Origin of the sequence: Alkalihalobacillus deserti (assembly GCF_020734105.1) — a bacterium.
GTDB lineage: Bacteria > Bacillota > Bacilli > Bacillales > Bacillaceae_D > Halalkalibacter > Halalkalibacter deserti.
This window is the reverse complement of the sequence record NZ_JAJAFR010000007.1, coordinates 134,313-159,270: the sequence shown is the minus strand read 5'-3', so window position 1 is coordinate 159,270 and position 24,958 is coordinate 134,313. Positions and strand designations below refer to the sequence as shown.

Annotated in this window: 21 protein-coding genes and 2 pseudogenes; 3 read left to right on the top strand and 20 right to left on the bottom strand. The window is 37.7% G+C overall.

Annotated elements, in window-relative coordinates:
• Positions 1 to 30: 30 nt before the first annotated feature.
• The 4 genes from LDX58_RS15140 to LDX58_RS15125 form a co-directional block, all read right to left on the bottom strand.
• Complete coding sequence (locus tag LDX58_RS15140; RefSeq protein ID WP_227937661.1) at positions 31 to 882, bottom strand: 3-hydroxybutyryl-CoA dehydrogenase; 852 nt, start codon at positions 880 to 882, stop codon at positions 31 to 33.
• Positions 883 to 1,042: 160 nt separating this feature from the next.
• Positions 1,043 to 3,100 carry a (Fe-S)-binding protein gene (locus LDX58_RS15135; protein WP_227937660.1) on the bottom strand — a complete coding sequence of 686 codons (2,058 nt, stop codon included), beginning with the start codon at positions 3,098 to 3,100 and terminating at the stop codon, positions 1,043 to 1,045.
• A 65-nt stretch (positions 3,101 to 3,165) separates the two neighbouring features.
• Positions 3,166 to 3,306: a sporulation histidine kinase inhibitor Sda gene (gene sda, locus LDX58_RS15130; protein WP_227937659.1), complete on the bottom strand. Its 141-nt coding sequence runs from the start codon at positions 3,304 to 3,306 to the stop codon at positions 3,166 to 3,168.
• Positions 3,307 to 4,312: 1,006 nt separating this feature from the next.
• Positions 4,313 to 4,939: a TetR/AcrR family transcriptional regulator gene (locus LDX58_RS15125; RefSeq protein ID WP_227937658.1), complete on the bottom strand. Its 627-nt coding sequence runs from the start codon at positions 4,937 to 4,939 to the stop codon at positions 4,313 to 4,315.
• A gap of 246 nt (positions 4,940 to 5,185) precedes the next feature.
• Between LDX58_RS15125 and LDX58_RS15120 the strand changes: the two genes are divergently transcribed.
• Together LDX58_RS15120 and LDX58_RS26740 are read left to right on the top strand one after the other, a co-directional pair.
• Positions 5,186 to 5,338 carry a hypothetical protein gene (locus tag LDX58_RS15120; RefSeq protein WP_227937657.1) on the top strand — a complete coding sequence of 51 codons (153 nt, stop codon included), beginning with the start codon at positions 5,186 to 5,188 and terminating at the stop codon, positions 5,336 to 5,338.
• A 97-nt stretch (positions 5,339 to 5,435) separates the two neighbouring features.
• Entirely contained in the window at positions 5,436 to 5,648 is a 213-nt protein-coding gene (locus tag LDX58_RS26740) for an IS3 family transposase (RefSeq protein WP_227937656.1), read from the top strand.
• 18 nt (positions 5,649 to 5,666) lie between these two features.
• Here LDX58_RS26740 and LDX58_RS15110 read toward each other — a convergent pair.
• Positions 5,667 to 5,849 (bottom strand): annotated as a pseudogene (locus LDX58_RS15110) (acyl-CoA dehydrogenase family protein); the annotation flags it as partial.
• A 59-nt stretch (positions 5,850 to 5,908) separates the two neighbouring features.
• Positions 5,909 to 7,282: a solute carrier family 23 protein gene (locus LDX58_RS15105; RefSeq protein WP_227937655.1), complete on the bottom strand. Its 1,374-nt coding sequence runs from the start codon at positions 7,280 to 7,282 to the stop codon at positions 5,909 to 5,911.
• Between the two features lie 526 nt (positions 7,283 to 7,808).
• On the opposite strand from LDX58_RS15105, the pseudogene LDX58_RS15100 reads away from it, so the two are divergent.
• Positions 7,809 to 7,980 (top strand): annotated as a pseudogene (locus LDX58_RS15100) (IS1380 family transposase); the annotation flags it as partial.
• A gap of 224 nt (positions 7,981 to 8,204) precedes the next feature.
• Here the strand turns inward: LDX58_RS15100 and ald are convergent.
• The 14 genes from ald to LDX58_RS15030 all read right to left on the bottom strand — a co-directional run bounded on the left by ald (position 8,205) and on the right by LDX58_RS15030 (position 24,927).
• Positions 8,205 to 9,338, bottom strand: a complete 1,134-nt coding sequence (ald, locus tag LDX58_RS15095; protein WP_227937654.1) for an alanine dehydrogenase — start codon at positions 9,336 to 9,338, stop codon at positions 8,205 to 8,207.
• A gap of 266 nt (positions 9,339 to 9,604) precedes the next feature.
• Positions 9,605 to 10,159, bottom strand: coding sequence for an NAD(P)H-dependent oxidoreductase (locus LDX58_RS15090; RefSeq protein ID WP_227937653.1), 555 nt, complete (start codon positions 10,157 to 10,159; stop codon positions 9,605 to 9,607).
• Positions 10,160 to 10,218: 59 nt separating this feature from the next.
• Positions 10,219 to 11,430, bottom strand: a complete 1,212-nt coding sequence (locus tag LDX58_RS15085) for an NAD(P)/FAD-dependent oxidoreductase (protein WP_227937652.1) — start codon at positions 11,428 to 11,430, stop codon at positions 10,219 to 10,221.
• On the bottom strand, positions 11,427 to 11,762 hold the full coding sequence (locus LDX58_RS15080; protein WP_227937651.1) for a (2Fe-2S)-binding protein: 336 nt from the start codon (positions 11,760 to 11,762) through the stop codon (positions 11,427 to 11,429). The genes LDX58_RS15085 and LDX58_RS15080 overlap by 4 nt, the downstream gene beginning before the upstream one ends.
• The gene (locus LDX58_RS15075) at positions 11,759 to 12,031 is read right to left on the bottom strand and encodes a (2Fe-2S)-binding protein (protein ID WP_227937650.1); all 273 of its coding nucleotides are present in this window, start codon (positions 12,029 to 12,031) and stop codon (positions 11,759 to 11,761) included. The genes LDX58_RS15080 and LDX58_RS15075 overlap by 4 nt, the downstream gene beginning before the upstream one ends.
• Before the next feature lie 306 nt (positions 12,032 to 12,337).
• Positions 12,338 to 13,132, bottom strand: coding sequence for an aspartate/glutamate racemase family protein (locus LDX58_RS15070; RefSeq protein WP_227937649.1), 795 nt, complete (start codon positions 13,130 to 13,132; stop codon positions 12,338 to 12,340).
• A 78-nt stretch (positions 13,133 to 13,210) separates the two neighbouring features.
• Positions 13,211 to 14,140, bottom strand: coding sequence for a 4-hydroxy-tetrahydrodipicolinate synthase (gene dapA, locus LDX58_RS15065; protein ID WP_227937648.1), 930 nt, complete (start codon positions 14,138 to 14,140; stop codon positions 13,211 to 13,213).
• Positions 14,141 to 14,197: 57 nt separating this feature from the next.
• Entirely contained in the window at positions 14,198 to 15,391 is a 1,194-nt protein-coding gene (locus tag LDX58_RS15060) for an NAD(P)/FAD-dependent oxidoreductase (RefSeq protein WP_227937647.1), read from the bottom strand.
• Positions 15,392 to 15,395: 4 nt separating this feature from the next.
• Positions 15,396 to 16,916, bottom strand: a complete 1,521-nt coding sequence (locus LDX58_RS15055; protein WP_227937646.1) for an aldehyde dehydrogenase family protein — start codon at positions 16,914 to 16,916, stop codon at positions 15,396 to 15,398.
• Positions 16,917 to 17,233: 317 nt separating this feature from the next.
• Positions 17,234 to 18,730: an alanine/glycine:cation symporter family protein gene (locus LDX58_RS15050; RefSeq protein WP_227937645.1), complete on the bottom strand. Its 1,497-nt coding sequence runs from the start codon at positions 18,728 to 18,730 to the stop codon at positions 17,234 to 17,236.
• A gap of 116 nt (positions 18,731 to 18,846) precedes the next feature.
• Positions 18,847 to 19,539: an SDR family oxidoreductase gene (locus tag LDX58_RS15045; protein WP_227937644.1), complete on the bottom strand. Its 693-nt coding sequence runs from the start codon at positions 19,537 to 19,539 to the stop codon at positions 18,847 to 18,849.
• 584 nt (positions 19,540 to 20,123) lie between these two features.
• Positions 20,124 to 21,614 carry an alanine/glycine:cation symporter family protein gene (locus LDX58_RS15040; RefSeq protein WP_227937643.1) on the bottom strand — a complete coding sequence of 497 codons (1,491 nt, stop codon included), beginning with the start codon at positions 21,612 to 21,614 and terminating at the stop codon, positions 20,124 to 20,126.
• Between the two features lie 469 nt (positions 21,615 to 22,083).
• Positions 22,084 to 23,427: an aspartate aminotransferase family protein gene (locus tag LDX58_RS15035; protein WP_289623508.1), complete on the bottom strand. Its 1,344-nt coding sequence runs from the start codon at positions 23,425 to 23,427 to the stop codon at positions 22,084 to 22,086.
• 39 nt (positions 23,428 to 23,466) lie between these two features.
• Complete coding sequence (locus tag LDX58_RS15030; protein WP_227937641.1) at positions 23,467 to 24,927, bottom strand: CoA-acylating methylmalonate-semialdehyde dehydrogenase; 1,461 nt, start codon at positions 24,925 to 24,927, stop codon at positions 23,467 to 23,469.
• Between the last annotated feature and the right edge of the window lie 31 nt (positions 24,928 to 24,958).

Genomic DNA, 24,958 nt, shown 5'->3' with positions numbered 1-24,958 from the left:
CATATGGATGGGGTACAATAAGAAGCTTCCTTAGTCGTAAACGTAAAATCCCCTGCCTGTCTTCCGGCCAAGCCAACCCGCCTTTACATACTTACGTAACAGAGGGCAAGGGCGATATTTCGAATCACCTAATCCATTATGCAGTACCTCCATGATGGACAAGCATGTATCAAGGCCGATGAAGTCAGCCAATGCTAGCGGTCCCATCGGGTGATTCATTCCCAACTTCATGATTTCGTCAACAGACTCCGGAGCAGCTACCCCCTCATAGACGCAATAAATGGCTTCATTGACCATCGGTAAAAGAATACGATTAGAGACAAATCCCGGAAAATCATTGACTTCCATTGGAATTTTCCCCATTTTACTAGATAGCTCATCAACTATGGAATATACCTCATCCGATGTAGCTAATCCTCGAATGACCTCTACCAATTTCATCACCGGTACCGGATTCATGAAGTGCATTCCAATCACCCGCTCAGGACGATTGGTCGCAGAAGCGATTTCCGTGATCGGCAATGAAGAGGTATTACTTGCCAAGATCGTATGTGGAGGGCAAATCCTGTCTAACTGGCGCATGATATCCTGTTTCACCTGTAAGTTTTCAACAACTGCTTCCACAACAAAATCAGCATCTTTTCCATCGGATAACGAAGTGGAAGGTGCAATCCTTCCTAAAATAACCTCCATTTCCTCCGCTGATTTTCTTCCTTTCTCCACATCACGAGCTAGGTTTGTTTGGATCATACTTAGTCCTTTTTCGATCCATTCCGATTGAAGATCATATAAAATTACCCGAAGCCCAGATTGAGCAGCAACTTGTGCAATTCCACTCCCCATTTGCCCGGCACCAATAACCATCAATTTTTCTATAACCATTTCTTTTTTCACTCCTTCATTAAGTACTAAAGACGATTCCCCTCATAGATTCCTCTCTTTCGTCACCTCCCTTATGGCTTACAAGCCATTCTTCATATATACGACTGATTGGATCAAAATAATGTGACATTATCCATTTCATACCTTTCATTATCTGGTATTAAAGAGACCTTTCCACTATCTCAGTGATATCCATCGTCTGTACTTTTTCCTCTACTTCCTTGGCTTTAACCCCATCATTCATCATCGTCATGCAATACGGGCAGTTACTACCGATAATTGTTGGATTTAATCGAAGAGCTTGTTCCGTACGTTCAACATTTACGCGTTTTCCTTGCCTTTCCTCCATCCACATCATTCCGCCGCCGGCTCCGCAGCACATGGCATCCTCTCGATTACGCTCCATCTCAAGCACTTTCACTCCCGGAATGGCTTTCAGAATCTCACGTGGGATATCAAAAATATCGTTATACCGTCCTAAGTAGCATGAATCATGATAAGCAATGTCTTCCGGAAATTCCTTGATCGGCTTAATATGCCCCTCTCGAATGAACTTCCAAATGAGTTCTGTATGATGATATACTTCTGCTTCCAAACCAAATTCAGGATATTCATGCTTGAAAGTGTTGTATGCGTGAGGGTCGATCGTGACGATCTTCTTCACTTCGTAAGCGTGGAAGTTGGCAATGTTTTCTTGGCACAATTGCTGGAATAAAAAATCATTCCCCATCCGGCGTGCCGTATCCCCGGAGTTTCGCTCCTCATTGCCCAAAATAGCAAACTTCACGCCTGCCACATTCATGATCTTGGCAAACGATTTGACGATCTTCTGGCTACGCTTATCAAACGAGCCCATCGATCCTACCCACAACAGATATTCAAAATCTTCCGCTTCATGAACCGTTGGCACTTCAATATCATCGCTTTCTTCCCGCCACTTGATACGCTCTTTCCTATTTATCCCCCAAGGATTGTTTTGGCGCTCAATATTTTGAAAATAACGAGCTGCTTCATGCGGCATGTTACCTTCTGTCAAAACTAAATATCGTCTCATATCTATAATTTTTTCGACATGCTCATTGGCCACCGGACACTGATCTTCACAATTCCGGCAAGTCGTACATGCCCACAGTTCCTCCTCCGTAATCACATCTCCAATGAGACTAGTCATTTCTATGGCTGCAGCAGCTTCTTGTTCAACCGCCTCCGCGGCGAATGAATTCATTCCATTGATGCTAAACCCAAACGAAGGTAACCATGGGGTACGAGATGTAATCGCCGCTCCCTTTTCTGACAAATGATCCCGCATTTTGACAATTAAATCCATCGGGGACAAGGTTTTTCCCGTTCCTGATGCAGGACACATATTGGTGCAGCGTCCGCATTCTACGCAGGCATATAAATCTATCAACTGATTTTGTCGAAAATCTTCAATCCTTCCTACTCCATAGCTTTCTTGTGTTTCATCTTCAAAATCAATCGATGTTAATTTCCCGACTGGCTTGGTATCCCGCAAATAAACGTTTACCGGTGCAAATAGCAAGTGTGCGTGCTTAGACTGTGGGACATACACTAAGAAACTTAATAAAGTCAACAAATGCACCCACCAGAAAATATAGAAAAGAACGGCTGCTGTCTCTTGATTCATTCCCGCAAACCATCCGGCAATGACCGTGGAGAACGGCGCATAAGAGATAAACCCTTCATAACCCATCCATAAATGTTCAAAAGCTAGGGTTAGAAAAACGGATAGCATTAATACGGTTAAGAATATGATAACCAAACCGGACTTGAATCCGCGCTTCAGTCTCTTTAACTTTTCGATATAACGACGATAAAAGGCATAGAAAACAGCAATTAATATCAGGAAAGCAGTAATCTCTTGACTTAAACTAAAAAACTTGTGGGCCTCTCCGATTGGATATTCAAAACCTTTTACAAATCCTTTAATGATGAGCTCGATGGCTCCAAATTGCAAAATGATAAAACCATAAAACATAATCACATGCATTACGCCACTTTTAGGATCTTTAAACACCTTTTTCTGCCCGAATACGTTGACCAAAAACTCAGTCAATCGGATTTTGGTATCCTCTTTAAGATTCGATTTCTTACCTAATTTGATGAAAATAATCCTGCTGTAGACTAGATGGGCAAATAAATAGAATGCATATCCGGTTACAAGTAGGAACACGATAAAATTCAATAGCGAAATCATTTCTCCAACTCCTCTCAACATAAAGAAAATATTTATTGTAAATAACTCAACTTTGACAGACCAAATTAGTTAGAGTTTAAATATAGATTTATTACACCTCTTCTATGCAATTCCAATTCTAGAATTTCAATAAAATCTCTTTCTAGATTCATTTCAATTGCCTTCTCATATACTTTTAATAAGTCTTGAGTCTTTAGTTTAATCATATCTCTTCTCCTAAAAGGTATTAATGACACCTAGACAATTAAATAACTTAATCAAATGTTGTGTACGTTGACCCACTAGCTATCCCAAAACGAGATGTTTTTCTTGTTTTAAAACACTTGTCAAGCTACGGAGTTAGTAGACCTTAAAGCTTTGCTAACATACACAAAGGTCAATTTTCAAGGTCCGAAAGTTGAGTAATTAACATGTTGACTATTTCTCGTTTGTACAGACCGGTCTGTCTGTGCAAATTTACAAACATCCTCTAATACAAGTTCTCTCTTTAATAGTTGAATAACATGAATATTAAATCTGAACTTTAATTAGGAATAATTGCCGATTATTTTACTGTTAAAACAAGAACAGACCGGTCTGTCTGTGAGATTTATAAACATCCCCTCATACATAGAAAAAAAGTTCTCTCGTTAATAATTAAATAACGTGAATATTAAATCTAGAATTTAATTAGGAATAATTTACAGATTATTTTACTGTTAAATACAGACAGACCAGTCCGTCTGTAAGGTTCACAAGAATAACTTAATACTCTTGATTCCGCTTACATATAGAACAATCTAAAAATCAAAAAAACTACGTTTATTTTTTCGATTTGAGATTTCAACTATAATTCTATAATACGAATCTTAAATAGTCAATCAAATTTTTAATTTTCGAAATTTCATACGAACAAAGACCCCTATGTGTTTTAATCAAGTATGACCATATTATCGCCTCAACAATTATATTTGTTCATATTAAATTGAGTCACTCCATTTCCAGTTAGAACAACGTTTTTATATGGAGTAAGAGGCATGATAGGCTAGTTCACCTCTCCAAAACACATTAGTGGGGTCGGCTTTCGAGAGAAATCATGCCTCTAAAGGCTCTATTCAAGACACATTCTAGACTTTTCATTTTTTAAAATAAGAGGTGGCTCATGATATGTAATCGAAGTGGATCCGAATGTAATTATCAAAAACAACAACTTCATTTTTAGTCATCTACACTTTATTCCGAAGAGAAAAAACGGGAAAAAAACTTGTAATTTTTTTTTGCCTCATCTGTCATTATCCCCCTTAAAACATAGTCGGCGTAAACATCCGCAATTTCTTCGATAGCGTAACTTCCATCAGGTCGGTACCATTTATACGTCCAATTCACCATACCAAAAATAGACATACCAATGATAGGTACAGGTAAATTGGGTAGAAACTGACCCGAATTTATTCCCTCCTGAATGACTTTAAATATTATATCTCTATATTTGTCGCGTTTTATTTTGATTGCTTTATAATATTCCGAAGATAGATAAACACTTTCTTGATAAAATACAGTCGTATGAGGTTTATATAAATAGAACACCCTTGCAAACGATTTAACAATATGATAGAGACGTTCAATTGGGGTATCCCAATTTAAATAGGCTTCTTGAGCTTTATCTACAGCATAGGTAATAAAGGTATCATGAATGATATATAGCAACTCGTCCTTTGACTTAAAGTTGTGGTAGAACCCTCCTTTAGAAGTACCGCTCTCCTCGATAATTTTGTTAACACCTACTGCATGGTACCCATTTTTTTCAAAAAGAAATAAGGCAGTTTCAATAATTCTATCTCGAACTGATTTTCCAGTCATTTTCCTTCCTCCATTCCATCATACATATTGTATATGGTTTTCTGACCTTTGACCAGTTCTTCTATTACAGAATCAAACATTAAGTAACTACCATCACCTACTACGCAAAAGCTAATATTTTCCCCACCTAAAAATTCGTATATTCAAAGGAAGAGCAAGAAGCACTTGTTAGGAATTTAATGACTTGAAAAACGTTGCTGAGGAAACTGTTATGCGAGTCATCCCAATCATAAATGAATAACTGATATGACAGAAATTCAGATTAAAAATGAAAAGTTTTATATTTCAGCAATAATTGATTTATTTAACCGTGAAGTCATTGCATTTGAAATAAGCTCCAGTCCTAACCAGGAGCTTATTAAAGCTACAGTTGAAGTAGCTCGTAAAAAAGATAACTGAAGTCGCTTGAAGGCGTTCAGATCATAGTGGTCAAGGGATTGTCTACAGATCCTTTGATCACTATAAGTTAGGCCAGAACCTAAAGTTCACACCGAGCATGTCACGTAAAGCTAACTGTTGGGATAACGCTGTTATAGAGAGCTTTTTTTCACATCTAAAAACGGAGTTCCCTTGTTTCTATCTTAAATTAAATACTTTTAAAGATGATCTAAAAAGCTTTATTCGATATTACAACGAAAAACGAACCCAGTATAAACTTGGGCTCGTTTCTCCTAAAAGTTATTATTCAGTTTACAAAAAGGCAGTTTGATGTCGTATTTATCTGTGTCTATTTTTGGGGGGCTTGACCAGCTCTAATCCCCCATCTCTTCTGGCACGGAATCCTCGTTAGCCCTAGTTCCCCCATCTTCTTAAAGATTTCCCCGTCAAACCAATCTTCTTCATCACAAACCTCAGCCGTTAGCTCAACTTCATTTTTCGCAAAATCGTGGACCATCTTTTGGTTTATTTCTTGTTCATCTGTTCATTAAAAAACATATTCTCCACTTCTTTCATCTACTAGCTTTTACATTAACCTGCTAGATCTTCCTTCTCTTCCTCTATCCTTTGTTCTTTCTGTTTGAATAAAGTTGTTTTCTCAATGAGGAAATAAAGTACAATTCCCGCAATTAACCCATAAGTAGCTCCGTGAACGGCTAATACAATTGCCATAATACCTGCTACCCCACGCTCTATGGTTGTAGTGACTTGTTCAATCCCCAGGCTAACACACACATAACCCGTGATAATAAGTGTTAGCGATAAAGCAATTGGTAACACCGGTTGGAACATACTAACAAGTGGTAAAATAAACAAAGCTAAAAATCCAGCAATCCAGAATGTCCCCATTCCACTGTGAATGGAATCCATAGCTTTACGGCCATACTTATAGCGTTCGACGACCGTTGCTTGAATTGGTGTCCAAAGAGGACCCGCAAGACCTGGGTATGGTGCAAAAAATGCATGAATTAAATTACGAATAGCTGTGACTACATGCACTCGACTCACATCTGAATCAATTTTCTCATCTTTCCTTACTTCATCAGCACTTTGAAGAAGTGTTTTTCCGACGATAATATCTCCAAAGGCAATAATGTAAGCAATGATTGCTGTTGGTACAGCCATTAAGAAGAAATCAAGCCCTGGAAACCCGACTGCAAATGGTAAGTAGCTCCACATTTCACCAAATGCCGGATTGGTAATTCCCCACTCAATGTTTGGAACGGGATATTCACTCATTGACCACCCAATGAGCATGGCAATAACCATGGCCGGGACAAGGCCGTAGTTTGCAATGTTTTTTGCTATATTATTTTTATTTACTAAAATTTTGAAAGATAAAGAGAATAATAGGTAGAAAGCTACCAAACTACCTATTATAAGAGAAATAGGTGTATTCATTAAGCGTCCACCTGTTGAAATTTCCCCCATAAGAGCCGCAATCCCAGCCCCCATTAAAATCCCAGCTTTTAATGAATTAGGAACTAGATTAACTAGTTTTTCCCCTAATTTTGTAATCCCAAGCACAAAGAAAATTAGAAAGACTAAAAACTGTAAAGCAAAAAGTGCTTGTATTGCTTCTGGACCTGGTTCAAAGTTCCCTAAATACAACAAGACAACGGGTATTGCTGGTGTGATCCATCCAGGTACCATGGCAACACCAAGGAAAGAAGGCAACATGAAGGCAAAACCACCAATAAACGTATAAGCTAAAGCTACCTGATAGGGCAACCCTAGAAATTCTTGTAATAAAGGAATCATTCCTAAACTTACTATAAACATAATAAGCGCTTGAATAAACTCTGGCTTCTCCCAACGATAATGGACAAATGGTAGCCTGATTTTAAATGGTCCTAACGCCCAATATGGTTGTTCTTGACCCTCTTTACGATTATAAATTGCCATACACGTCCCACCTTTAAATTTTTTTGTGAGTAAACGGTTACAAATCCACCTCCTCTGAGTGATTCATGTCGTAAATTGAGGGAAATCCCCTCAATTTACAACACCTGGGTTTTCCCTGATACGGTTTTCGGTAGTGAGTAATGTTAAGGTAACCGACTTTGGAGCCTCGAACTTGTACAGACTGGTCTGTCTGTACAAGTTGCTAATTATTCTTGATACCTCTCACATATAGAACAATACCTAGAAATCGAAAAAAATTACCATTTATTTTCTATGATCGATTTCAATAAAATACTATAATATGAATCTCAAATAGTCAATATTTTTTTTATTTTCAAAAAATACTTCCTCACTAAGTACGGAAACAGAAATAGATTTAACCTGAATTATTCATAGAATTTCTTTGATTGCCTAATAATGCTTATCTACCACCTTACTATGATTTTGAGTGTTCATCAAATAAATGAAAAAAGAACCCATTTCTGATAAGGTTAAAGTCCACCAATAAGCAACAGAAAGGGTTCTTATAATTGATTTCAATCACATTAAATTATCTAATAATAGAGGTTCTCTTTCCTCTGATACGGATAAATTGGTCTTTAGAGATTTCTATGAAAAAATTGGTTAATTCTAAGACATTGGCTCAGCATCTAAATCTGAAAGACAATAGACTATACTATTTTCATTCGAATGAAAATTACAACGAAAAATTCCTAGAGACAACATCATTTATCAAGCGAAATCCTGGTCAAAGCCTAGAAAAGTGATTATAAAATCAGTACACCCTGCAACCGATACAGTAGTAAATTCAAAGATAATAAGATAGCTGATAAAAACATTTATAAAATGTAAATAGGGCAGCAATAAATCATTCAGCTGCCCTGTTACAATTTGAAATAAAAATATTGTTTTAATAACTATCTTAATACACTGTAAGTTCCTTCTCAAAAATCTTTTCCGGTGAAACAAAATGATAGCCAAGGTCCTTTGCGACAGCTTCGTAGGTAATTTCACCATTTGCTACGTTTAATCCAAGTTTTAAAGATTTGTTATCAGAAATCGCTTGGAAAACTCCTTTGTTAGCAATCTGTAATGCGTAAGGAACCGTAACATTTGTTAAGGCGATCGTTGATGTTCTTGGAACCGCTCCTGGCATGTTTGCCACGGCGTAATGTACAACATCGTGTTTTTTATATATTGGGTTATCATGTGTTGTAATACGATCAACTGTTTCGACAATACCACCTTGGTCAATCGCTACATCTACAACCACTGAACCAGGTTTCATAGCGGTTATCATTTCTTCAGTTACCAGTTTAGGAGCTTTTGCACCAGGAATTAGTACGGCACCAATTAAAAGATCAGCTTCTGCTACAGCTTCCGCTATGTTTAATGGATTGGACATTAATGTTTTAATTTGGTTCCCAAAGATATCATCTAATTGGCGTAATCGCTCAGCACTTAAATCAATGATGGTGACATCAGCTCCTAAACCGATTGCTATTTTCGCTGCGTTCGTGCCTACAACCCCTCCACCAATGATGGTCACTTTACCGCGACTGACACCAGGAACACCCGCAAGAAGGATACCTTTACCACCATTTGATTTTTGTAAGAATTGAGAACCAATTTGAGCAGCCATACGACCTGCTACCTCACTCATTGGAGTAAGGAGAGGAAGAGTGCGATTTACCTCTACTGTTTCATATGCGATTGCGGTAACTCCTTTGTCCTTAAGTGCTTGAGCTAAGGCTGGTTCAGCAGCTAAGTGTAAGTAAGTAAACAGAATTAACCTTTCACGGAAATAACTATATTCACTTGGAAGGGGTTCTTTTACTTTCATAATCATTTCAGCTTTAGACCATACATCTTTAGCACTTTCGATAATCTCTGCACCAACACTAACATAATCCTCATTTGTAAAGCCACTACCAGTCCCAGCATCTTTTTCAACTAATACTTTATGACCAGCGTTTATAAGAGTAACTAATCCAGCTGGTGTAAGAGCTACACGGTTTTCATTATTTTTAATTTCTCTAGGTACACCAATAATCATTTCAATCTTCCTCCCAAAATAAAGTATTTTTTAATATAAACATGTTTTGTAATCTTCCCTAACTAAAAATTAGTGTTTCGGTTAGATTGGTACCTCAAGTATAAGCATTCGTTTCTTTCACTTCATTAGACACACTGTTAAGTACTAAACAGAAATAATGAACACTTTGGAGTAAATTTAAATTGGTTGGTAACATGTCTACTTCGCCATAAAAACAACGGATATCTCCTTAATACCTGGAAACATCCGTTGTTTTATTGCCAAATTCAGATAGAACCATTGTTCGTTGACTCAAAATGATCCTTAGCAAGAATATAATTCACATAAGCTTCTGCACTTTCTTTTATTTCTTCTTCTATTGATGTATATACTCCATTGAATACAAAAGCTGGTAAGAATTTAGTACCTATTAAATTACTAGTTGCTTGGAATGGTTTTAAAAGCTCACTCATAGAATAATTATTACGTCCGCCAGCTTGATATCTTTCCTTGGCACTTCCAGTTGACACTGCTAAAATAAGTTCTTTATTGTGCAGCTTATTTCCGCTTGACCCAAAGGCCCAGCCGTGTGTAAGTACTTCATCCTGCCACTTTTTAAGAAGCGGAGGAGAGCTATACCAATAAAAAGGGAATTGCCAAACAATCCGGTCATGTTCTTCACATAACTTTTGCTCTCTTTCAATATCTATTTTTTCATCTGGATATTGTTTGTAAAGTTCATGAACAGTAATATTTAGATGCTTCTTTATTTCTCCTAACCATGTTCTATTGACACTTGATTTCTCAATGTTCGGATGTGCTACAATGACTAATACCTTCATTTTAAAAACCCTCCATACATTTTTCATCTATAGACTAGGCTGCGAGTTAGTTTTGAACGTTAGATATGGGTTCTTATTCCAACTTGTTCATCAAATTTTTGGTAGAGTTCCATACGCGCTTCTTCAATGCCTGGCTGGAATTGGATAAGCGCATTGCGTCTTATCTTGATAACCTCGGCAATAGCTGTATTAATAATTTCATCAGCTTTTCCCTGTAAAGCATTAAGTTCACGTGCAACCGTTAGACCAGCTACTGTTCCTTGGGCCCTTGCTACCTTAGCACTTTCCACCCCCGTAATATTACCTGCAACATATAACCCAGTTACATTCGTTTCCATATAATCGTTATGTAAAGGAATATGACCACCAAGTTCTGGGATATAGCAGAACGAACAACCAGCAACAGCCGCAAGCTCAGACATAGGTGTAAGTCCCCCAGCAATACATACAAAATCAGCAGATACTACTTTTTCCTTTCCAGGAATAATCTCTCCTGCTGCAGAAATTTCAGCAATACGCACACCTTCCACTTGTTTATCTCCCAGTATTTCAAGAGCTGACTTTCGTAATTGAATAGGAATATCCCACATCTTAAATCCATTTTTAGGATACAAAAGTGTACCAAGTTTCGGGCTTACCCACTTCCCACCAAACCGTATTAAAGGCGAAGGGGCTAAATGGGATAGTCTCAAAAGTGATTCCATCATTGCCTCAGGTTTAGAAGCATCCCCTGATACAAGACTCGGCTTAGGAAGCAATATACTCTCAATATGTACCCCACATAGTTGGAGCTCCCTCGCAATAGCTACTGAGAGAACATTAACACCAATAATGATCCCTTTTTCTCCTGGCTTTACACGATGTACATTGCCCATTACTTGAGCTGCACCAATTGACATGACTCCTGGAAGAGTCCAACCTGGAATAGGAATAGGAGTTTCCGATGCCCCTGTAGCAAGTAATAAACATTTAGACTCAAATGTTTGATTAGTCGTATAGACACACCACCCATTGTCCAATTGTTTTAAATCATACACCGAGACTCCGCATTGGATATTTACCCCAAGTCCAGTGGCACAATCGTAGAGTTTTTGCGCCTCGACAATTCCATTCTCCCACTTACCATCAGGCTCTTCATGCAACTGTCCCAATAACCGTCCTCCAGGCTTTACAAACTCATCTAGTACATACACTTCTAATCCATTTTCTGCAGCAGAAATCGCTGCAGCTAACCCAGCAGGACCGGCACCTACAATCACTAGATCAATCATAGCTGGCCTCCTTTGTGAGAAGAGCTGGCAAATGATTTACCAGATTCAATGACCATATTATCTTCCACAGGAGTTAAACAAGCACGAACCGTATTTATTCCGTTCACTCTTACGCGACATTCAAAGCAATGACCAATATTGCAATAAATTCCACGCGGTGTCTCCTTATCCTCATGAACACGAAGGGTCCGAACTCCAGTTGCAAGCAAGGCAGATGCAATCGTATCTCCTTTAAAAGCTTCATATTGTTGGCTGTCAAAATATATCTTAACCATCTGTTGTTTTTCAATATCCCCAAGAATTGGATGATGATTAACCCTCATTGATTTCATTTTGTCTCTCCTCCCAATACGCCAAAAGATATAGGACGGACAGGAGGTCTATAACTTAGTGACACTTCTTTTGTAACAGACGGTCCACCCATTTGCTCAACCAATCGATCGATCATACCGCGACAAGTACGCCCTCCACATGGTCCCATTCCCGCACGTGTTCTAAGCTTCACCTCACGTGACGAACATTTATAACGATTAACCGTTTCTTGAATTTCACTCATCGTTACTTCTTCACATCTACATATTACGGTTTGATCTCCAGACATGGAATTTTCCCTCCATTACTATTAGAATGAACTAGATTTTATTAAGTCTGCTACTTTTGCCTCTTTATCACGATGTGAGGAACTAGGAATTTAAACTCTATAGATTTACGTCTCCATTAAAGCTTTCCGTATGAATAAAATAAAGAGACACCAACATTCAATCTGTGTAAAATAGATGTGCAACCAACTATTTTTACGCAGACGAGAACGGTAGACGTCTCAGGGCGTAGAGAGTAGCACATCAGCGAATACGATTAAACCCGACGATGCTTATATAATTTCATGCTACGTTTTAACTTTATATTTTTAGATAAAGCCATAATAAGGTTTCTGGCTAGTAGCATAATGAGCCCATCTAATCATAGTAAGGAAATCAAATACCGGGAGTTTAACAGCTCTTTGAATATCAGCTGCATACGGTGGTAAATCACTGCATTCTAATAGAATTGCTCCAATGTCAGGATTCTCATCGACCATCTTGATAGCTGCATCAACTACTTCTTTTCTTACCTTTTCATTATCAAACGATCCTCTACTTTCAATGATGGCCGAAAATTCAGGTAACCTCCCTAAATCTCTGACTACACAAATACTTGGATCCTCTATTCCACAACTTTTAAATAAATCAGGAGTAATTCCATGAGCATCTGCTGTTAACATACCAATTTTTTGATGAGGTTTTAAACCTGTTTTAATCCAAGGAACTTGAACAACACTTGAAAGAAATACTGGAATATCGACAGCTGCTGCAACTTTATCTTGGAAATTACCAAAAAATCCACAAGCTGCGCAGATGGCACGTGCTCCTTCCGCTTCAAACTCTTTTGCAGCTTTTATAATTTCATCCAATAAAGTAGGATCACCCGTATGAATTCTTTCTTGATTGCAATTTGGCACTACTTTTAGCCTCACAGGAAAATCATAGGTGCTTAAATTGGCAACATTTCCGGGTAAAACAGGGTACCAGCATTCATCTAAATAAAGGATCCCAACAGAATATCCTGCTACGTACTGACCTTTTTTCATCGTAATAATATTTCTTTCTTTTTCATTTCCTAAATAGCCGTATTCACGGTCATTGGTCAATACTTTAGAGCTCAATGTTAACTCCTCCTTATAGTTTCAGAGAATACATCTGTATTCTCTGAAACTAATAATCATATTAATTTTTTATTATTTTCACCCAGAAATAATAGATTTATTTAGTGATTCAACTTCATATCCTAACTTTATCAATTGCTCTTTAATCATTGCTTTTATCTCGTCATTCGGTTGTGTTAAAGGTTTTCTCACTTTTCCTCCTTTAATTCCAATCATGTCCAAGCCTGCTTTTACTGGACCTGGATAAGGATTGCCTTCCGCCTCCATTAAGCCATAAATGCCTGATAATTTATGATTCAGTTCACGCGCAGCCTTGAAATCGTTCTTCTCAGCTACCAGTTCGTAAAGCTTGACCATTTCCTTAGGAAGCAAATTGATGAGGATTCCAAAAGCACCCTGTCCACCAATAGTGAAAGTAGGAAGGATAAAGTGTTCTTCACCGGTAAATACAGAAAAGTTTTCAACATCCTTTGTTAAAGCCACAACCTCACATAGATGACCAAAATCTGCAGATTCTTTAACACTTACAATGTTTTCTTCCTGGCTTAACTCATAAATCATTTCAGGAGAAATGCTAACGTTCGTTGCTCCCGGATAATTATAAATGACAATTCCGACATTTGATTTTGCAGCTACTTCCTTGTAAAATTCAAGAATTCCTTCATTACTTGTCTTATGATAATAAGGAGGTAGAACGAGTCCCCATTTAGCGCCACAATCTGCAGCATAATTGGCAAGTTCGATTGTTTCCTTTGCAGTAGAACATCCGACACCTGCCATAACAGGTACTCTTCCAGCGGCATATTCACAACCAGCCTTGATTAAAGCTTTACGTTCCTCTAATGACATAACATGGTATTCTCCTGTTGTTCCTCCAACTAGAAGACCATGGATTCCACTTTCGATTTGAAAATCAATTACTTTCTTATAAGCCTGAAAATCAATGGTTTCATCATCATGGAATGGCGTGATTAATGGTACAACAAGTCCTTTTGGTATAATACTCATCATTTATTCCTCCTATTATTAACCTACTATTTTAATTTTTATTTACATTGATAAGTTTCAAATGCTTACAGCTGAGTTTTTCTTGTATCTAGAAAAATTCAATTTATCGATGTTAAAGTCCGTTGGCTCTCCTGTAATGAGCTGAGCCACCATTCTTCCAGTGATAGGCGACATACTAATGCCATCCCCTTCATGACCACTAGCGATAAAGAATCCAGGTACTTCTTCCACTTCTGAGACAATTGGGAGGTGGTCTTCAACCCAAGGCCTTACTCCAGCATAAGCTCTTATACAGTTAATATCTTTTAAGACCGGCAAGAAGCGAATTGCTCTCTCAGCTATTGCACGCATAACATCAACTTCAGAGCTTATATCAAACCCCCTAAATTCCCTATGTCCTCCGACTAGAAAATTATTTGCATCCGTGGGTTCAATTGTAAAAGCGACATTATGTTTTTCAACTAATTCACTAACATCTCTTTTAAAACTAATATCTTCGAATTTTGATAACATGTATCCAAATTCATGAACTTTTTGACTCGCCACCTTTAAAGGAGTTCTCTCAGAAATTAAAACCATTCCTTTTCTAGGTTTAATAGGAATATGAACTCCTACCATTTCAGCTAGTTTTGGTGACCATACACCGGCACAGTTAACAATCCTTTTCGTTTTAAAGGTGCCTTGGTCTGTTACAACACTCTCAACTCGCCCTTGAATATCACGTGTAATGTCCTGTACTGAGTGATAATCGTAAACTTTTAAGCCTAGCTTTTTTCCTTCTTCAACAAACGCATAACATAACTTATAAGGATTCATCGAAGAATCTACTTCAGTCCATATTCCACCGGCTAAATCATCAGCTAAATACGGTTCGATTTGTTGCAATTCATGTCTGTCAACCATTCTCATATCATAGCCATCTTCTGACTGTTGATTAACATACCCTCTGGCAATTTCTAATTCTTTCTCTGTTTCACAGACATATAGACTTCCTCGTGAAGCAAATTCAAAGTCAACTGAAAATTCTTTGGCTAATTGTTTAAAAAGTTGAATACTTGCAAAACCGATTTCTGTATCAATTCCAGGTTTTTTATCACAAATTAACGCTACTGCATCACATCTGCTAGAAGTACCTGATGCAACGCCGCCTTTTTCGATTAGTGCAACCTCAAGTCCTTTTTTTGCCAAATGATAGGCAACGCTTGATCCAATTACACCGGCTCCAATGACAATAACATCAAAACTTCTCATATCATTAATTCCCTTCAAAAAATCCCGATGGTTCTACTTTAAGGTTTACGTTAATTTGCTTCACTTCTAGATACTCCTCAAACCCATATGTCCCCAAGTCCCTGCCAATTCCACTTTGTTTGTACCCGCCCCAAGGTGCTTCATTAAACGTTGGGTGATACGTATTGATCCACGTAATTCCAGCACGCAATTGACGAATAACTCGATGCGCTTTCGCTCCGTCATTTGTGAATACAGCCCCAGCCAAACCAAAAACTGTACCATTTGCTAATTCAATAGCTTCTTCTTCTGTTTTGAAGGTTTGAATGACTAATACTGGACCAAAAATCTCTTCCTGAACAATTCTCATATTAGGTGTCGTATCTCCAAAAATTGTTGGCTCTACAAAATAACCTTTCTCAAAGTCACCCTCAACAATTCGGTTACCTCCACAAAGCAAGGTAGCTCCCTCGTTTTTTCCAATCTCAATATAGTCTAGAACCGTGTTCATATGATCTTCAGAAACTAGTGGTCCCATTTCAATACCATCTTCCCAACCTGGTCCTATTTTGATCTTCTTAGCTCGCTTAACTAATTCAGGGACAAACTTTTCATATAAACTTTCTTCTAATACTAGACGGGAGCCCGCTGAACATACTTGTCCTTGATTTGCAAAGATAGCAAACAATGCGTAATCAACCGCTGATTCAAAATCGGCATCAGCAAAAACGATATTAGGAGATTTTCCACCTAACTCTAAACTAATCTTTTTCACCGTATCGGCTGCTGATTTCATTAGCCCAATACCCGTATCAGTACCACCAGTAAAGGAAATCTTATCTACATCAGGGTTTGATACTAATTCAGCTCCTACCTTTCTACCAGAGCCCAACACCAGGTTCACAACACCAGGTGGAAATCCTACTTCATCAATAATCTCAAATAAACGAATGACTGATAGTGGTGTTTGTTGAGCAGGTTTCACTATCACAGAGCATCCTGCTGCAAGGGCAGCTGCAATTTTTTGGTTTGCCATTACTAATGGGTAGTTCCATGGAACGATAATGCCAACAACGCCGATCGGTTCACGGACTACCATCGCTTGAATGTCATCTGGTACGTCATAGGTTTGGCCATGTGGCTTTGTTGCTAACCCAGCATAATATCGTAATTGGTTTACAGCGTCTCCAACGTCTTCCAATGACTCTCTTAATGTTTTTCCATTATTCAATGTATCCAAATAAGCAAACTCTTCTTTTCTTTCTTCTAATTTATTTGCAACTTTAAGAAGTAGTTCTGAACGCTCTCTAGCTCTACTGTTCATCCAACCATCTACATAAAACGCCTTTTTTGCTGCTTCCACTGCTTTCCTAGCATCTTCTACTGAACCCTCAGTAACTAATCCAATTATTTGCCCATTCGCAGGGTTAGTAATTTCTCTCGTTTGATTGGATTCACTAAATACCCATTCTCCATTGATATACATTTTTTGAGTTGTACTATTGCTAACTAAAACTGATTCAATATCTGCTTTTTGTAAGATCATTACTTTCACCTCTTCATTAGTTGTCCATCGGAATATTAGGAAAATTTAAATATCGATTAATCTAAAGATACATTAGACCTTGAAGTTGTTCATTGGACAGTGTGTAAAACATATCTTCCGAAATATTTAACACTACCTTAGATCAGTAGTTCCTAAATAGGCATACTGTATATCCCTAGTAATCTTAAAATATAACCCCAAAAGCAGAATTCCAAAAAAGCGTCTGCTCAAAATCTTCAACCATTTATTTTTCGTAAATTCAATAACTCTTTGAATTTCTATAGCTTTTGTTAAAAAACACTTTTTTCTAAATTAATTTACATTTCTATATTATTAGATTTACTTTCCTTCACTATATATTCCGAATTCGGCGAATCTTCAGTATATTTATTTTCCCAAAAGTCTGCACCTTTTATCCCTAGTGTTGTAGGATTAAAAACAGGATCTTTTCCTTCTTTTTTCTGTTTTTCATAATCCTTTAATACCTTTAATGCTGGTTTTGTGAGAAATAAGATTGCAACGAAGTTCAACCAGGCCATACTTCCCATACCTAAGTCACCCATAGCCCACACTAGTCCTGCAGTTGCTACACTCCCAAAGAAAACCATTGCTAATAGGACTACCTTTAATACATGTTTAGGCCACATTAGTTTCTTTGCTCGATTTCGATTTATAAAAGCAAGGCTCGTCTCTGCCTTATAGTAATACGACATAAGAGTAGTAAAACAAAAGAATAGAAGAGCAATAGCAAGAAAAGAAGCTCCAAAGCCTGGTAGAATTGAATCTACTGCTAGTTGAGTGTATGATGATGGTTCTACATTACCAAGATTATTTGTTATAGGTGCTTGGCCCCCTGGCTTCACATCATACATACCAGTCAGAAGAATCATAAATGCAGTCGCAGAGCAAATAAATAAGGTATCTAAATAAACGGAAAAGGATTGAACCAACCCTTGTTTAGCTGGATGAGATACTTCTGCAGCACCAGATTCAAATGTTTCACTACCTATACCTGCAGCATTTGAAAAAGCTCCCCTCTGAACACCCCAAGTAATAGCTGAACCAATTAACCCACCAAAAGCAGCATTTGCACCAAAAGCACTTGAAAAAATAAGAGAAATAACACCTGGTATTTGAGAAATGTTTAAGAGCAATATCACTGTACATGCTAAAATATAAATAATAGCCATAATCGGTACTACTATTTCAGCAGCTTTAGCAATTCGCTTAACACCACCAAAAATTATTGCAGCAAGAACAACAACCAAAAAACTTCCAGTAATTACAGGCTGTACACCAAATGCATTATCCATTGCAAGTGCGATTGTGTTCGCTTGTACACCCGGCCAAAGTAGCCCCATTACCATCATTGTAATAATAGCGAAAATTAGAGCAAACCACTTTTTCCTTAAACCTTTATCAATATAGAAAGGTACACCTCCACGATACTCTCCGTCTAACTTACTTTTATACACCTGAGTTAGTGTTATTTCTATAAATGAAGTTGCACCTCCTAAGATTGCCATAAACCACATCCAAAAAACAGCACCTGGACCTCCAAATGCAATAGCGGTGGCTACACCGGCAATATTTCCAGTCCCAACTCGGCTACCTAATGACATAGATAACGCTTGAAAGGAGGATATACCAGACTTTGAACTTCCCCCTTGAAACGATAATTTCACCATATCCTTTATAGACCTTACCTGAACAAAACGGGTTACAATAGAATAGAATAATCCTACTCCTAAAAAAAGATAAACCAATGCCGTACTCCAAACGATACCATTCAACCAATTCACAATTGACTCCATGAAAATCCCCCTATTCTTTAAACCGCTTTTTGTAGTTTCAAACAAACTAATGTCCGACCTCATATAGAAAGCGCTTACAAATGCAATTATTAGATTAAACAATCAATATTGACGCATTACATGTGGTTCAAAATAGTTATGTCACTCACCTTCAAGTGTTTGCGGGGCTTAAGACTTTTAATTATTATATCAGCTACATCGTCTGGGTCCATATAACTATCCAAGTTTTCCCGCGCTAACTCATTTGACCATAAGTTCGTTTTCATATTTCCCATATAAGCAGAGAAAATATGAATATTTGAATCCTTCACTTCTAATGCAAGAGCATCTGAAAATCCACGAACACCAAATTTACTAGCACTATAGACGCTTTCCGTGGATTTCGCTACTTTTCCAGAACCTGACACAATATTAACAATGCTTCCTTTATTTTTCTCTCTCATACCAGTTAAAACTTCTTGGGTGCAGTATATTGTGCCTTTTAAATTGGTATCTATCATTTGATTAATATTTTCTTCCGTTAAATGTTCAATATACTTAAAAATTCCAACACCTGCATTGTTTACTAAGCAGTCAATCGAGTCTCTATCTGCTTGTATTTTTGCAATAGTATTCTTAACACTTAATCTAGAGGTTACATCCACTTCAAAGATAGAGTAATCACTCTCTAGTTTCGAAGCAGTCTCAAAAAGTTTTTCTTTCGTCCTACCTAGTAAACATACATGGCTCCCATTTGATGAAAACTTCCTGGCTAAGGATGCCCCTAGCCCACTTCCAGCTCCCGTAATTACAACTGATTCCTTCGTCACGACTGGCCTCCTTCTTCACAGTTCACCATCAATAAGTGTGAGCTTTTCTTAATGTTGTCGGGTGGCACGTTGAGCAACTAAATGAATACACCTCCTTTACCTCATAATATCTGCAAAACTATTTCTAACCTTTCATGCTTGTTCTTCTACTCCTATGAAGTTTAAGTAACGCACCTTAAACGTTTTCTTTATCTATTTAAATATAAAATATTTTCGGAATATTAACATTGGACATAATGTTAAATATTGAGAACTTGAAATCTTACACCAGTTCTATGAATGGTTACAGATAAAGGTACCCAAAAAAATAAGGCTTGTCCTATAAGGTCATTGAACCTTTGAGACAGCCCCATTATTTAGTAGATAATCTTTTAATCTCTTATAAAATATTTATTTGATCTTTTTCTCTATTTCTCACTATTAGAGCGTGTTGTACTCTATAAGACTTGCAATGGCTCCGTTCGCTACTCGTCTTACTATGAGAAACCCACTCATAGTAAGACTTTTAAAGATGTAGCGACTACGCTTATTGCTTCTTAGTCTGTTCAAAAAGGGAAAAAACCTACCTTTTTGAATAGACTCTATTATGAACTCCGTTTAATTGATTCTCTCTCCTTTGTCATATCGTCTATATTTTCCTTGTACTCTTTTTCCCAAAAGTCGGCACCTTTTATCCCTAGCTTCGTAGGATTAAAGACAGGATCTTTTCCTTCTTTTTTCTGCATTTCATAATCCTTTAATACTTTTAATGCAGGTTTTGTCAAAAATAAGATAGCTGCTATGTTTAACCAAGTCATGATCCCCAATCCTAAATCACCTAACGACCATGCAAATCCAGCAGAATTCGTACTGTTGTATAAAATACCAATTAAAAGAGCCATTTTTAAAACATTTAGCGGCCAAGTCAGTTTCACTTTTCGGTTACGATTGATATAGGCAAGACTTGTTTCTGCTTTGTAAGAATAGGCTATGATACTTGTAAACGCAAAGAAGAAAATTGCAATAGCAACAAAAGGAGCTCCAAATCCAGGTAACACCGATTCAACTGCTAATTGTGCGTTGATAGATCCTGGTTCAACCTCACCTAAATGATGTCTAATTGCGGTGCCACTTGGAGACACCACATTATACATGCCTGTTAGTAGGATCGTGAACCCTGTTGCAGAACAAATAATCAGCGTATCAAGATAAACTGAAAACGCTTGCACTAAACCTTGTTTAGCAGGATGGGATACCTCCGCAGCTCCAGTTTCAAACGTTTCACTACCAAACCCAGCAGCATTTGAAAAAATTCCACGCTGTACTCCCCAAGCAATTGCAGAACCAATTAATCCGCCAAAGGTAGCATCTTTACTAAATGCACTTGATAAGATGAGTGTTATTACACTAGGTAACTGGGAAATGTTTGCTATTAATATAATGAAACAAACCAATATATAGCCAATTGCCATAAACGGAACGATTATTTGTGTCGTTTTTGCAATTCTTTTTACTCCTCCAAAAATAACAGGACCGAGTAAAATAACAAGTAAGGATCCAGTAAGTATAGGACTAATACCAAATGCACTTTCTAAAGAAAGAGCAATTGTATTTACTTGTATACCAGGTACAAGAATAGTCATTGAAATCATCGTAACAATAGCGAAAACAATAGCATACCACTCTAACTTTAGCCCCTTCCCAATGTAGTACGGGGCCCCCCCTCGATATTGACCATCTTGTTTACTTTTATACACTTGTGCAAGTGTTGTTTCAATAAATGAAGTACTAGCTGAAAGAAAAGCCATAACCCACATCCAAAATAATGCACCTGGCCCACCAAAAGTTATGGCTGTAGCTACACCAGCTATGTTACCAATACCTGCTCTACTTCCAACTGACATGCTTAAAGCTTGGAAAGAAGATATTCCTGCAGAGGAACTAGTACCCTTAAAAGTTAACTTGACCATGTCCTTAATATGTCTAATTTGAAAAAATCGTGTAACAATCGAATAGAACAAGCCTACGCCTAAAATAAGATAGACCAATGCCGAACTCCAGACGATACCATTCAACCAATTTACATTTGATTCCATTAAAATCCCCCGGTCCAAAAGCTAAGTTTTCTCTCTAGAAATTCGTAATTATAGTTTCAAAAAAACCAATTTCATACTGGTACTTATTTTTCTGCCACTTTGATATTAATTAAATATATCTTACTTTCCGAATATTCACATTAGACACAGTGTTAAAGATCGATAGTTTCTAATTTTACATGATTGTTAGAACCGTTAGTATAAAATTTTTTTGAACGTTCGCTTATTTGGTAACAACATTGACTTTATAATTAGTAATAACAATTAATCATGTAATACTTCTAAACATGCTCTATAGATTTACTTCATTATAGAGATAATATGGCTAGTTTGATATACACTCATCTATAATAAAAACGACTTTCTCAACACTTAGAGAAAGTCGTTTTTTATCTTCACAATTGCCACATTCTACCTACACAGTTCATTCTGTTCCCAGTTTTCAACCTCTAGGCAAGACTATAGACTATTACTTTAATTGAAAAATGCTTTCTTTCAAAGTTTTGATAATAAATGAAAAGTCATCTTCTGTAATACTTAATGGTGGAGATAGCTGCAAAATATTATTATAACCAGCTACGGTGTCCCCATTTTTACCAATAATAAGACCTTTATCTTTACAAACACTTATAACTTTGTTTACTTTTTCAATACGGGCTGGTTCTTTTGTTTGCTTGTCTTCAACTAGCTCAATACCTAAAAGAAGACCTTTTCCCCGAACATCCCCTACGTTTGGATGCGCCTTTATTTCCTCAAGTTCTAGTAATAGACGTTCACCTAACTCTTTAGAGCGTTCAATGAGTTTTTCATTTTCAATAATTTCTAAATTCTTTAACGCCAATGCACAAGCGGCAGGATTACCGCCAAACGTATTAACATGACGGAAGCGATCATAATCTTCGCTCCCTATATATGCCTCATAAATCTCTCTTTTAACTGCCGTTGCTGACAAAGGAAGATATGCACTTGTTATCCCTTTTGCCATTGTAATAATATCTGGTTTTACTTCATAGTTCATAAACCCAAATGGTTTACCCGTCCGGCCAAATCCACATATCACTTCATCACAAATAAGTAATGCACCATGTTTCTCACAAATTTCTTTCACTTTTTTCATGTATCCATCAGGAGGCATTAAAATTCCACCTCCCGTAATGATCGGTTCCATAATGACGCCGGCTACAGTTTGGCTTAACTCCCATGTCATGATACGATCAATTTCATCGGCACTTGCGAGTGTATGAATATCATCTGGATTTCGGTAAGTATCTGGTGGGGCAACATGAAGAAATCCTTGCGCCAATGGTTCATATTTATACTTGCGTTGCGCTTGACCCGTTGCTGCTAATGCCCCCATTGAGTTACCGTGGTAAGACCGATACCGAGAAATGAACTTATAACGATCACGATCCCCTTTTTGGTGATGATATTGGCGAGCAATTTTAAACGCTGTTTCATTAGCCTCTGATCCACTATTAGAAAAGAAAATAACGTAATCATCACCGAGCCATTCATTCAATTTTTCCGCTAACTTAATGGCGGGTATATGACTATGCGCTAGGGGGAAATATGGCATCTCCTCAAGCTGTTCATAAGCGGCTTTAGCGAGCTCTTTTCTTCCATACCCAACATTTACGCACCAAAGACCTGACATACCATCTAAATATCGATTGCCATCAATATCTGTCACCCATGCTCCGTTTGCTTGGGTAATAATCAAATTCGATGGGTTAGGAGCCGCTCCTTTCATTGCATGCCATAGGTACTTTTCATCCGTTTTCTGCAAATTTTGTGTTTGTTCTGTCGCTCGCAAAACGATCAACCCCATTCTTCCTTTTTTGGCTCACTCTGACTAGTAACGAGCAGTAAGCATTTTTTTACGCGTATAGAATTCTACTCCATCTTTTCCATTTGCATGAAGGTCACCATAGAACGATTTCTTATAACCGGAAAATGGGAAGAATGCCATTGGGGCGGGAACTCCAAGATTGACCCCAAGCATACCAGCATCAATTTCTTCTCGGAATTGACGAACTGCTTTTGCATTGTTTGTATAAAGGCATGCTCCATTTGCAAAAGGTGATGCATTAGCTACATTAATAGCATCCGTCAAGTTTTTTACACGTACAACAGAAAGTACTGGTGCGAAAATTTCATCTTTCCAAATGTTCATTTCCTGTGTCACATTGTCAAAAATAGTAGGACCAACAAAATAGCCTTCTCCTTTTGCTGCATCGTCTTCACGTCCGTCTCGAACAAGTGTCGCTCCTTGTTCTACACCTGATTGAATGTAGTCAAGCGTCCGTTCCTTATGACCTTCACGAATAACTGGACCAAGGAACACACCTTCATCTAATCCATTACCGATAGTGATGCTATCAGCGGCTTGAGTCAGTGTCTTTATAAATTCATCTGCCACGTCTTCTTCTACCACAGCTACAGCTGCTGCCATACATCTTTCACCTGCAGACCCGAAGGCAGCGTTTATGATTTCTTTCGCTGCAAAATTAAGATCCGCATCTTTTAGTACCATCGAATGATTTTTTGCCCCGGCTAGAGCTTGAACACGTTTACCATTCGCTGCTGCTGTTCTATATATATACTCAGCAATTGGTTGAGAACCAACGAAGGATACAGCCTTAACATCCTCATTTTCTAAAATGCCATTTACAACATCATGTGCACCATGCACTATATTTAATACACCATCCGGGAGTCCTGCCTCTTTAAACAGTTCACCTAAACGATTAGCTAACAACGGTGTTCTTTCAGATGGCTTTAGAATAAAAGTATTTCCACATGCAATGGCTAGCGGGAACATCCAGCATGGAACCATCATCGGAAAGTTAAACGGTGTAATTCCTCCAATTACCCCTATTGGGTAACGGTACATTCCTGATTCAACATCTGTAGCTATATCAGGAAGTTGCTCTCCCATCATTAAGGTTGGTGCACCTGCTGCAAACTCAACACACTCTATTCCACGGAGGACTTCTCCGTATGCTTCATCGTAACTTTTTCCGTTTTCTAATGTAACAATAGTAGCTAATTCCTTCCAATTTTCAACTAATAGTTGTTGATAGCGAAACAAAATACGAGCTCGTTTAGGTACAGGTACCTTTCTCCACGTTTCAAATGCTTTTTTTGCAACTAATACTGCGTTATCTAGATCTTCCCGATTAGAAAGTGGTACACGGGCTATTACCTCTCCAGTTGCTGGGTTAGGTACCTCTTCAATTTGTTTACTTTTAGATTCTACCCATTGTCCACCTATATAATTTTTTAATGTTTCGACACTTTTTGTTAACTCCATTGTAAAACCTCCTATTTTGAATGTGTATCAA

Excerpts from the sequence above, each read along its gene's own strand:
- LDX58_RS15140 (WP_227937661.1), bottom strand. The coding sequence starts at position 882 with ATGGTTATAGAAAAATTGATGGTTATTGGTGCCGGGCAAATGGGGAGT.
- LDX58_RS15135 (WP_227937660.1), bottom strand. The coding sequence starts at position 3,100 with ATGATTTCGCTATTGAATTTTATCGTGTTCCTACTTGTAACCGGATAT.
- sda (WP_227937659.1), bottom strand. The coding sequence starts at position 3,306 with ATGATTAAACTAAAGACTCAAGACTTATTAAAAGTATATGAGAAGGCA.
- LDX58_RS15125 (WP_227937658.1), bottom strand. The coding sequence starts at position 4,939 with ATGACTGGAAAATCAGTTCGAGATAGAATTATTGAAACTGCCTTATTT.
- LDX58_RS15120 (WP_227937657.1), top strand. The coding sequence starts at position 5,186 with ATGACAGAAATTCAGATTAAAAATGAAAAGTTTTATATTTCAGCAATA.
- LDX58_RS26740 (WP_227937656.1), top strand. The coding sequence starts at position 5,436 with ATGTCACGTAAAGCTAACTGTTGGGATAACGCTGTTATAGAGAGCTTT.
- LDX58_RS15105 (WP_227937655.1), bottom strand. The coding sequence starts at position 7,282 with ATGGCAATTTATAATCGTAAAGAGGGTCAAGAACAACCATATTGGGCG.
- ald (WP_227937654.1), bottom strand. The coding sequence starts at position 9,338 with ATGATTATTGGTGTACCTAGAGAAATTAAAAATAATGAAAACCGTGTA.
- LDX58_RS15090 (WP_227937653.1), bottom strand. The coding sequence starts at position 10,159 with ATGAAGGTATTAGTCATTGTAGCACATCCGAACATTGAGAAATCAAGT.
- LDX58_RS15085 (WP_227937652.1), bottom strand. The coding sequence starts at position 11,430 with ATGATTGATCTAGTGATTGTAGGTGCCGGTCCTGCTGGGTTAGCTGCA.
- LDX58_RS15080 (WP_227937651.1), bottom strand. The coding sequence starts at position 11,762 with ATGAAATCAATGAGGGTTAATCATCATCCAATTCTTGGGGATATTGAA.
- LDX58_RS15075 (WP_227937650.1), bottom strand. The coding sequence starts at position 12,031 with ATGTCTGGAGATCAAACCGTAATATGTAGATGTGAAGAAGTAACGATG.
- dapA (WP_227937648.1), bottom strand. The coding sequence starts at position 14,140 with ATGAGTATTATACCAAAAGGACTTGTTGTACCATTAATCACGCCATTC.
- LDX58_RS15060 (WP_227937647.1), bottom strand. The coding sequence starts at position 15,391 with ATGAGAAGTTTTGATGTTATTGTCATTGGAGCCGGTGTAATTGGATCA.
- LDX58_RS15055 (WP_227937646.1), bottom strand. The coding sequence starts at position 16,916 with ATGATCTTACAAAAAGCAGATATTGAATCAGTTTTAGTTAGCAATAGT.
- LDX58_RS15050 (WP_227937645.1), bottom strand. The coding sequence starts at position 18,730 with ATGGAGTCAATTGTGAATTGGTTGAATGGTATCGTTTGGAGTACGGCA.
- LDX58_RS15040 (WP_227937643.1), bottom strand. The coding sequence starts at position 21,614 with ATGGAATCAAATGTAAATTGGTTGAATGGTATCGTCTGGAGTTCGGCA.
- LDX58_RS15030 (WP_227937641.1), bottom strand. The coding sequence starts at position 24,927 with ATGGAGTTAACAAAAAGTGTCGAAACATTAAAAAATTATATAGGTGGA.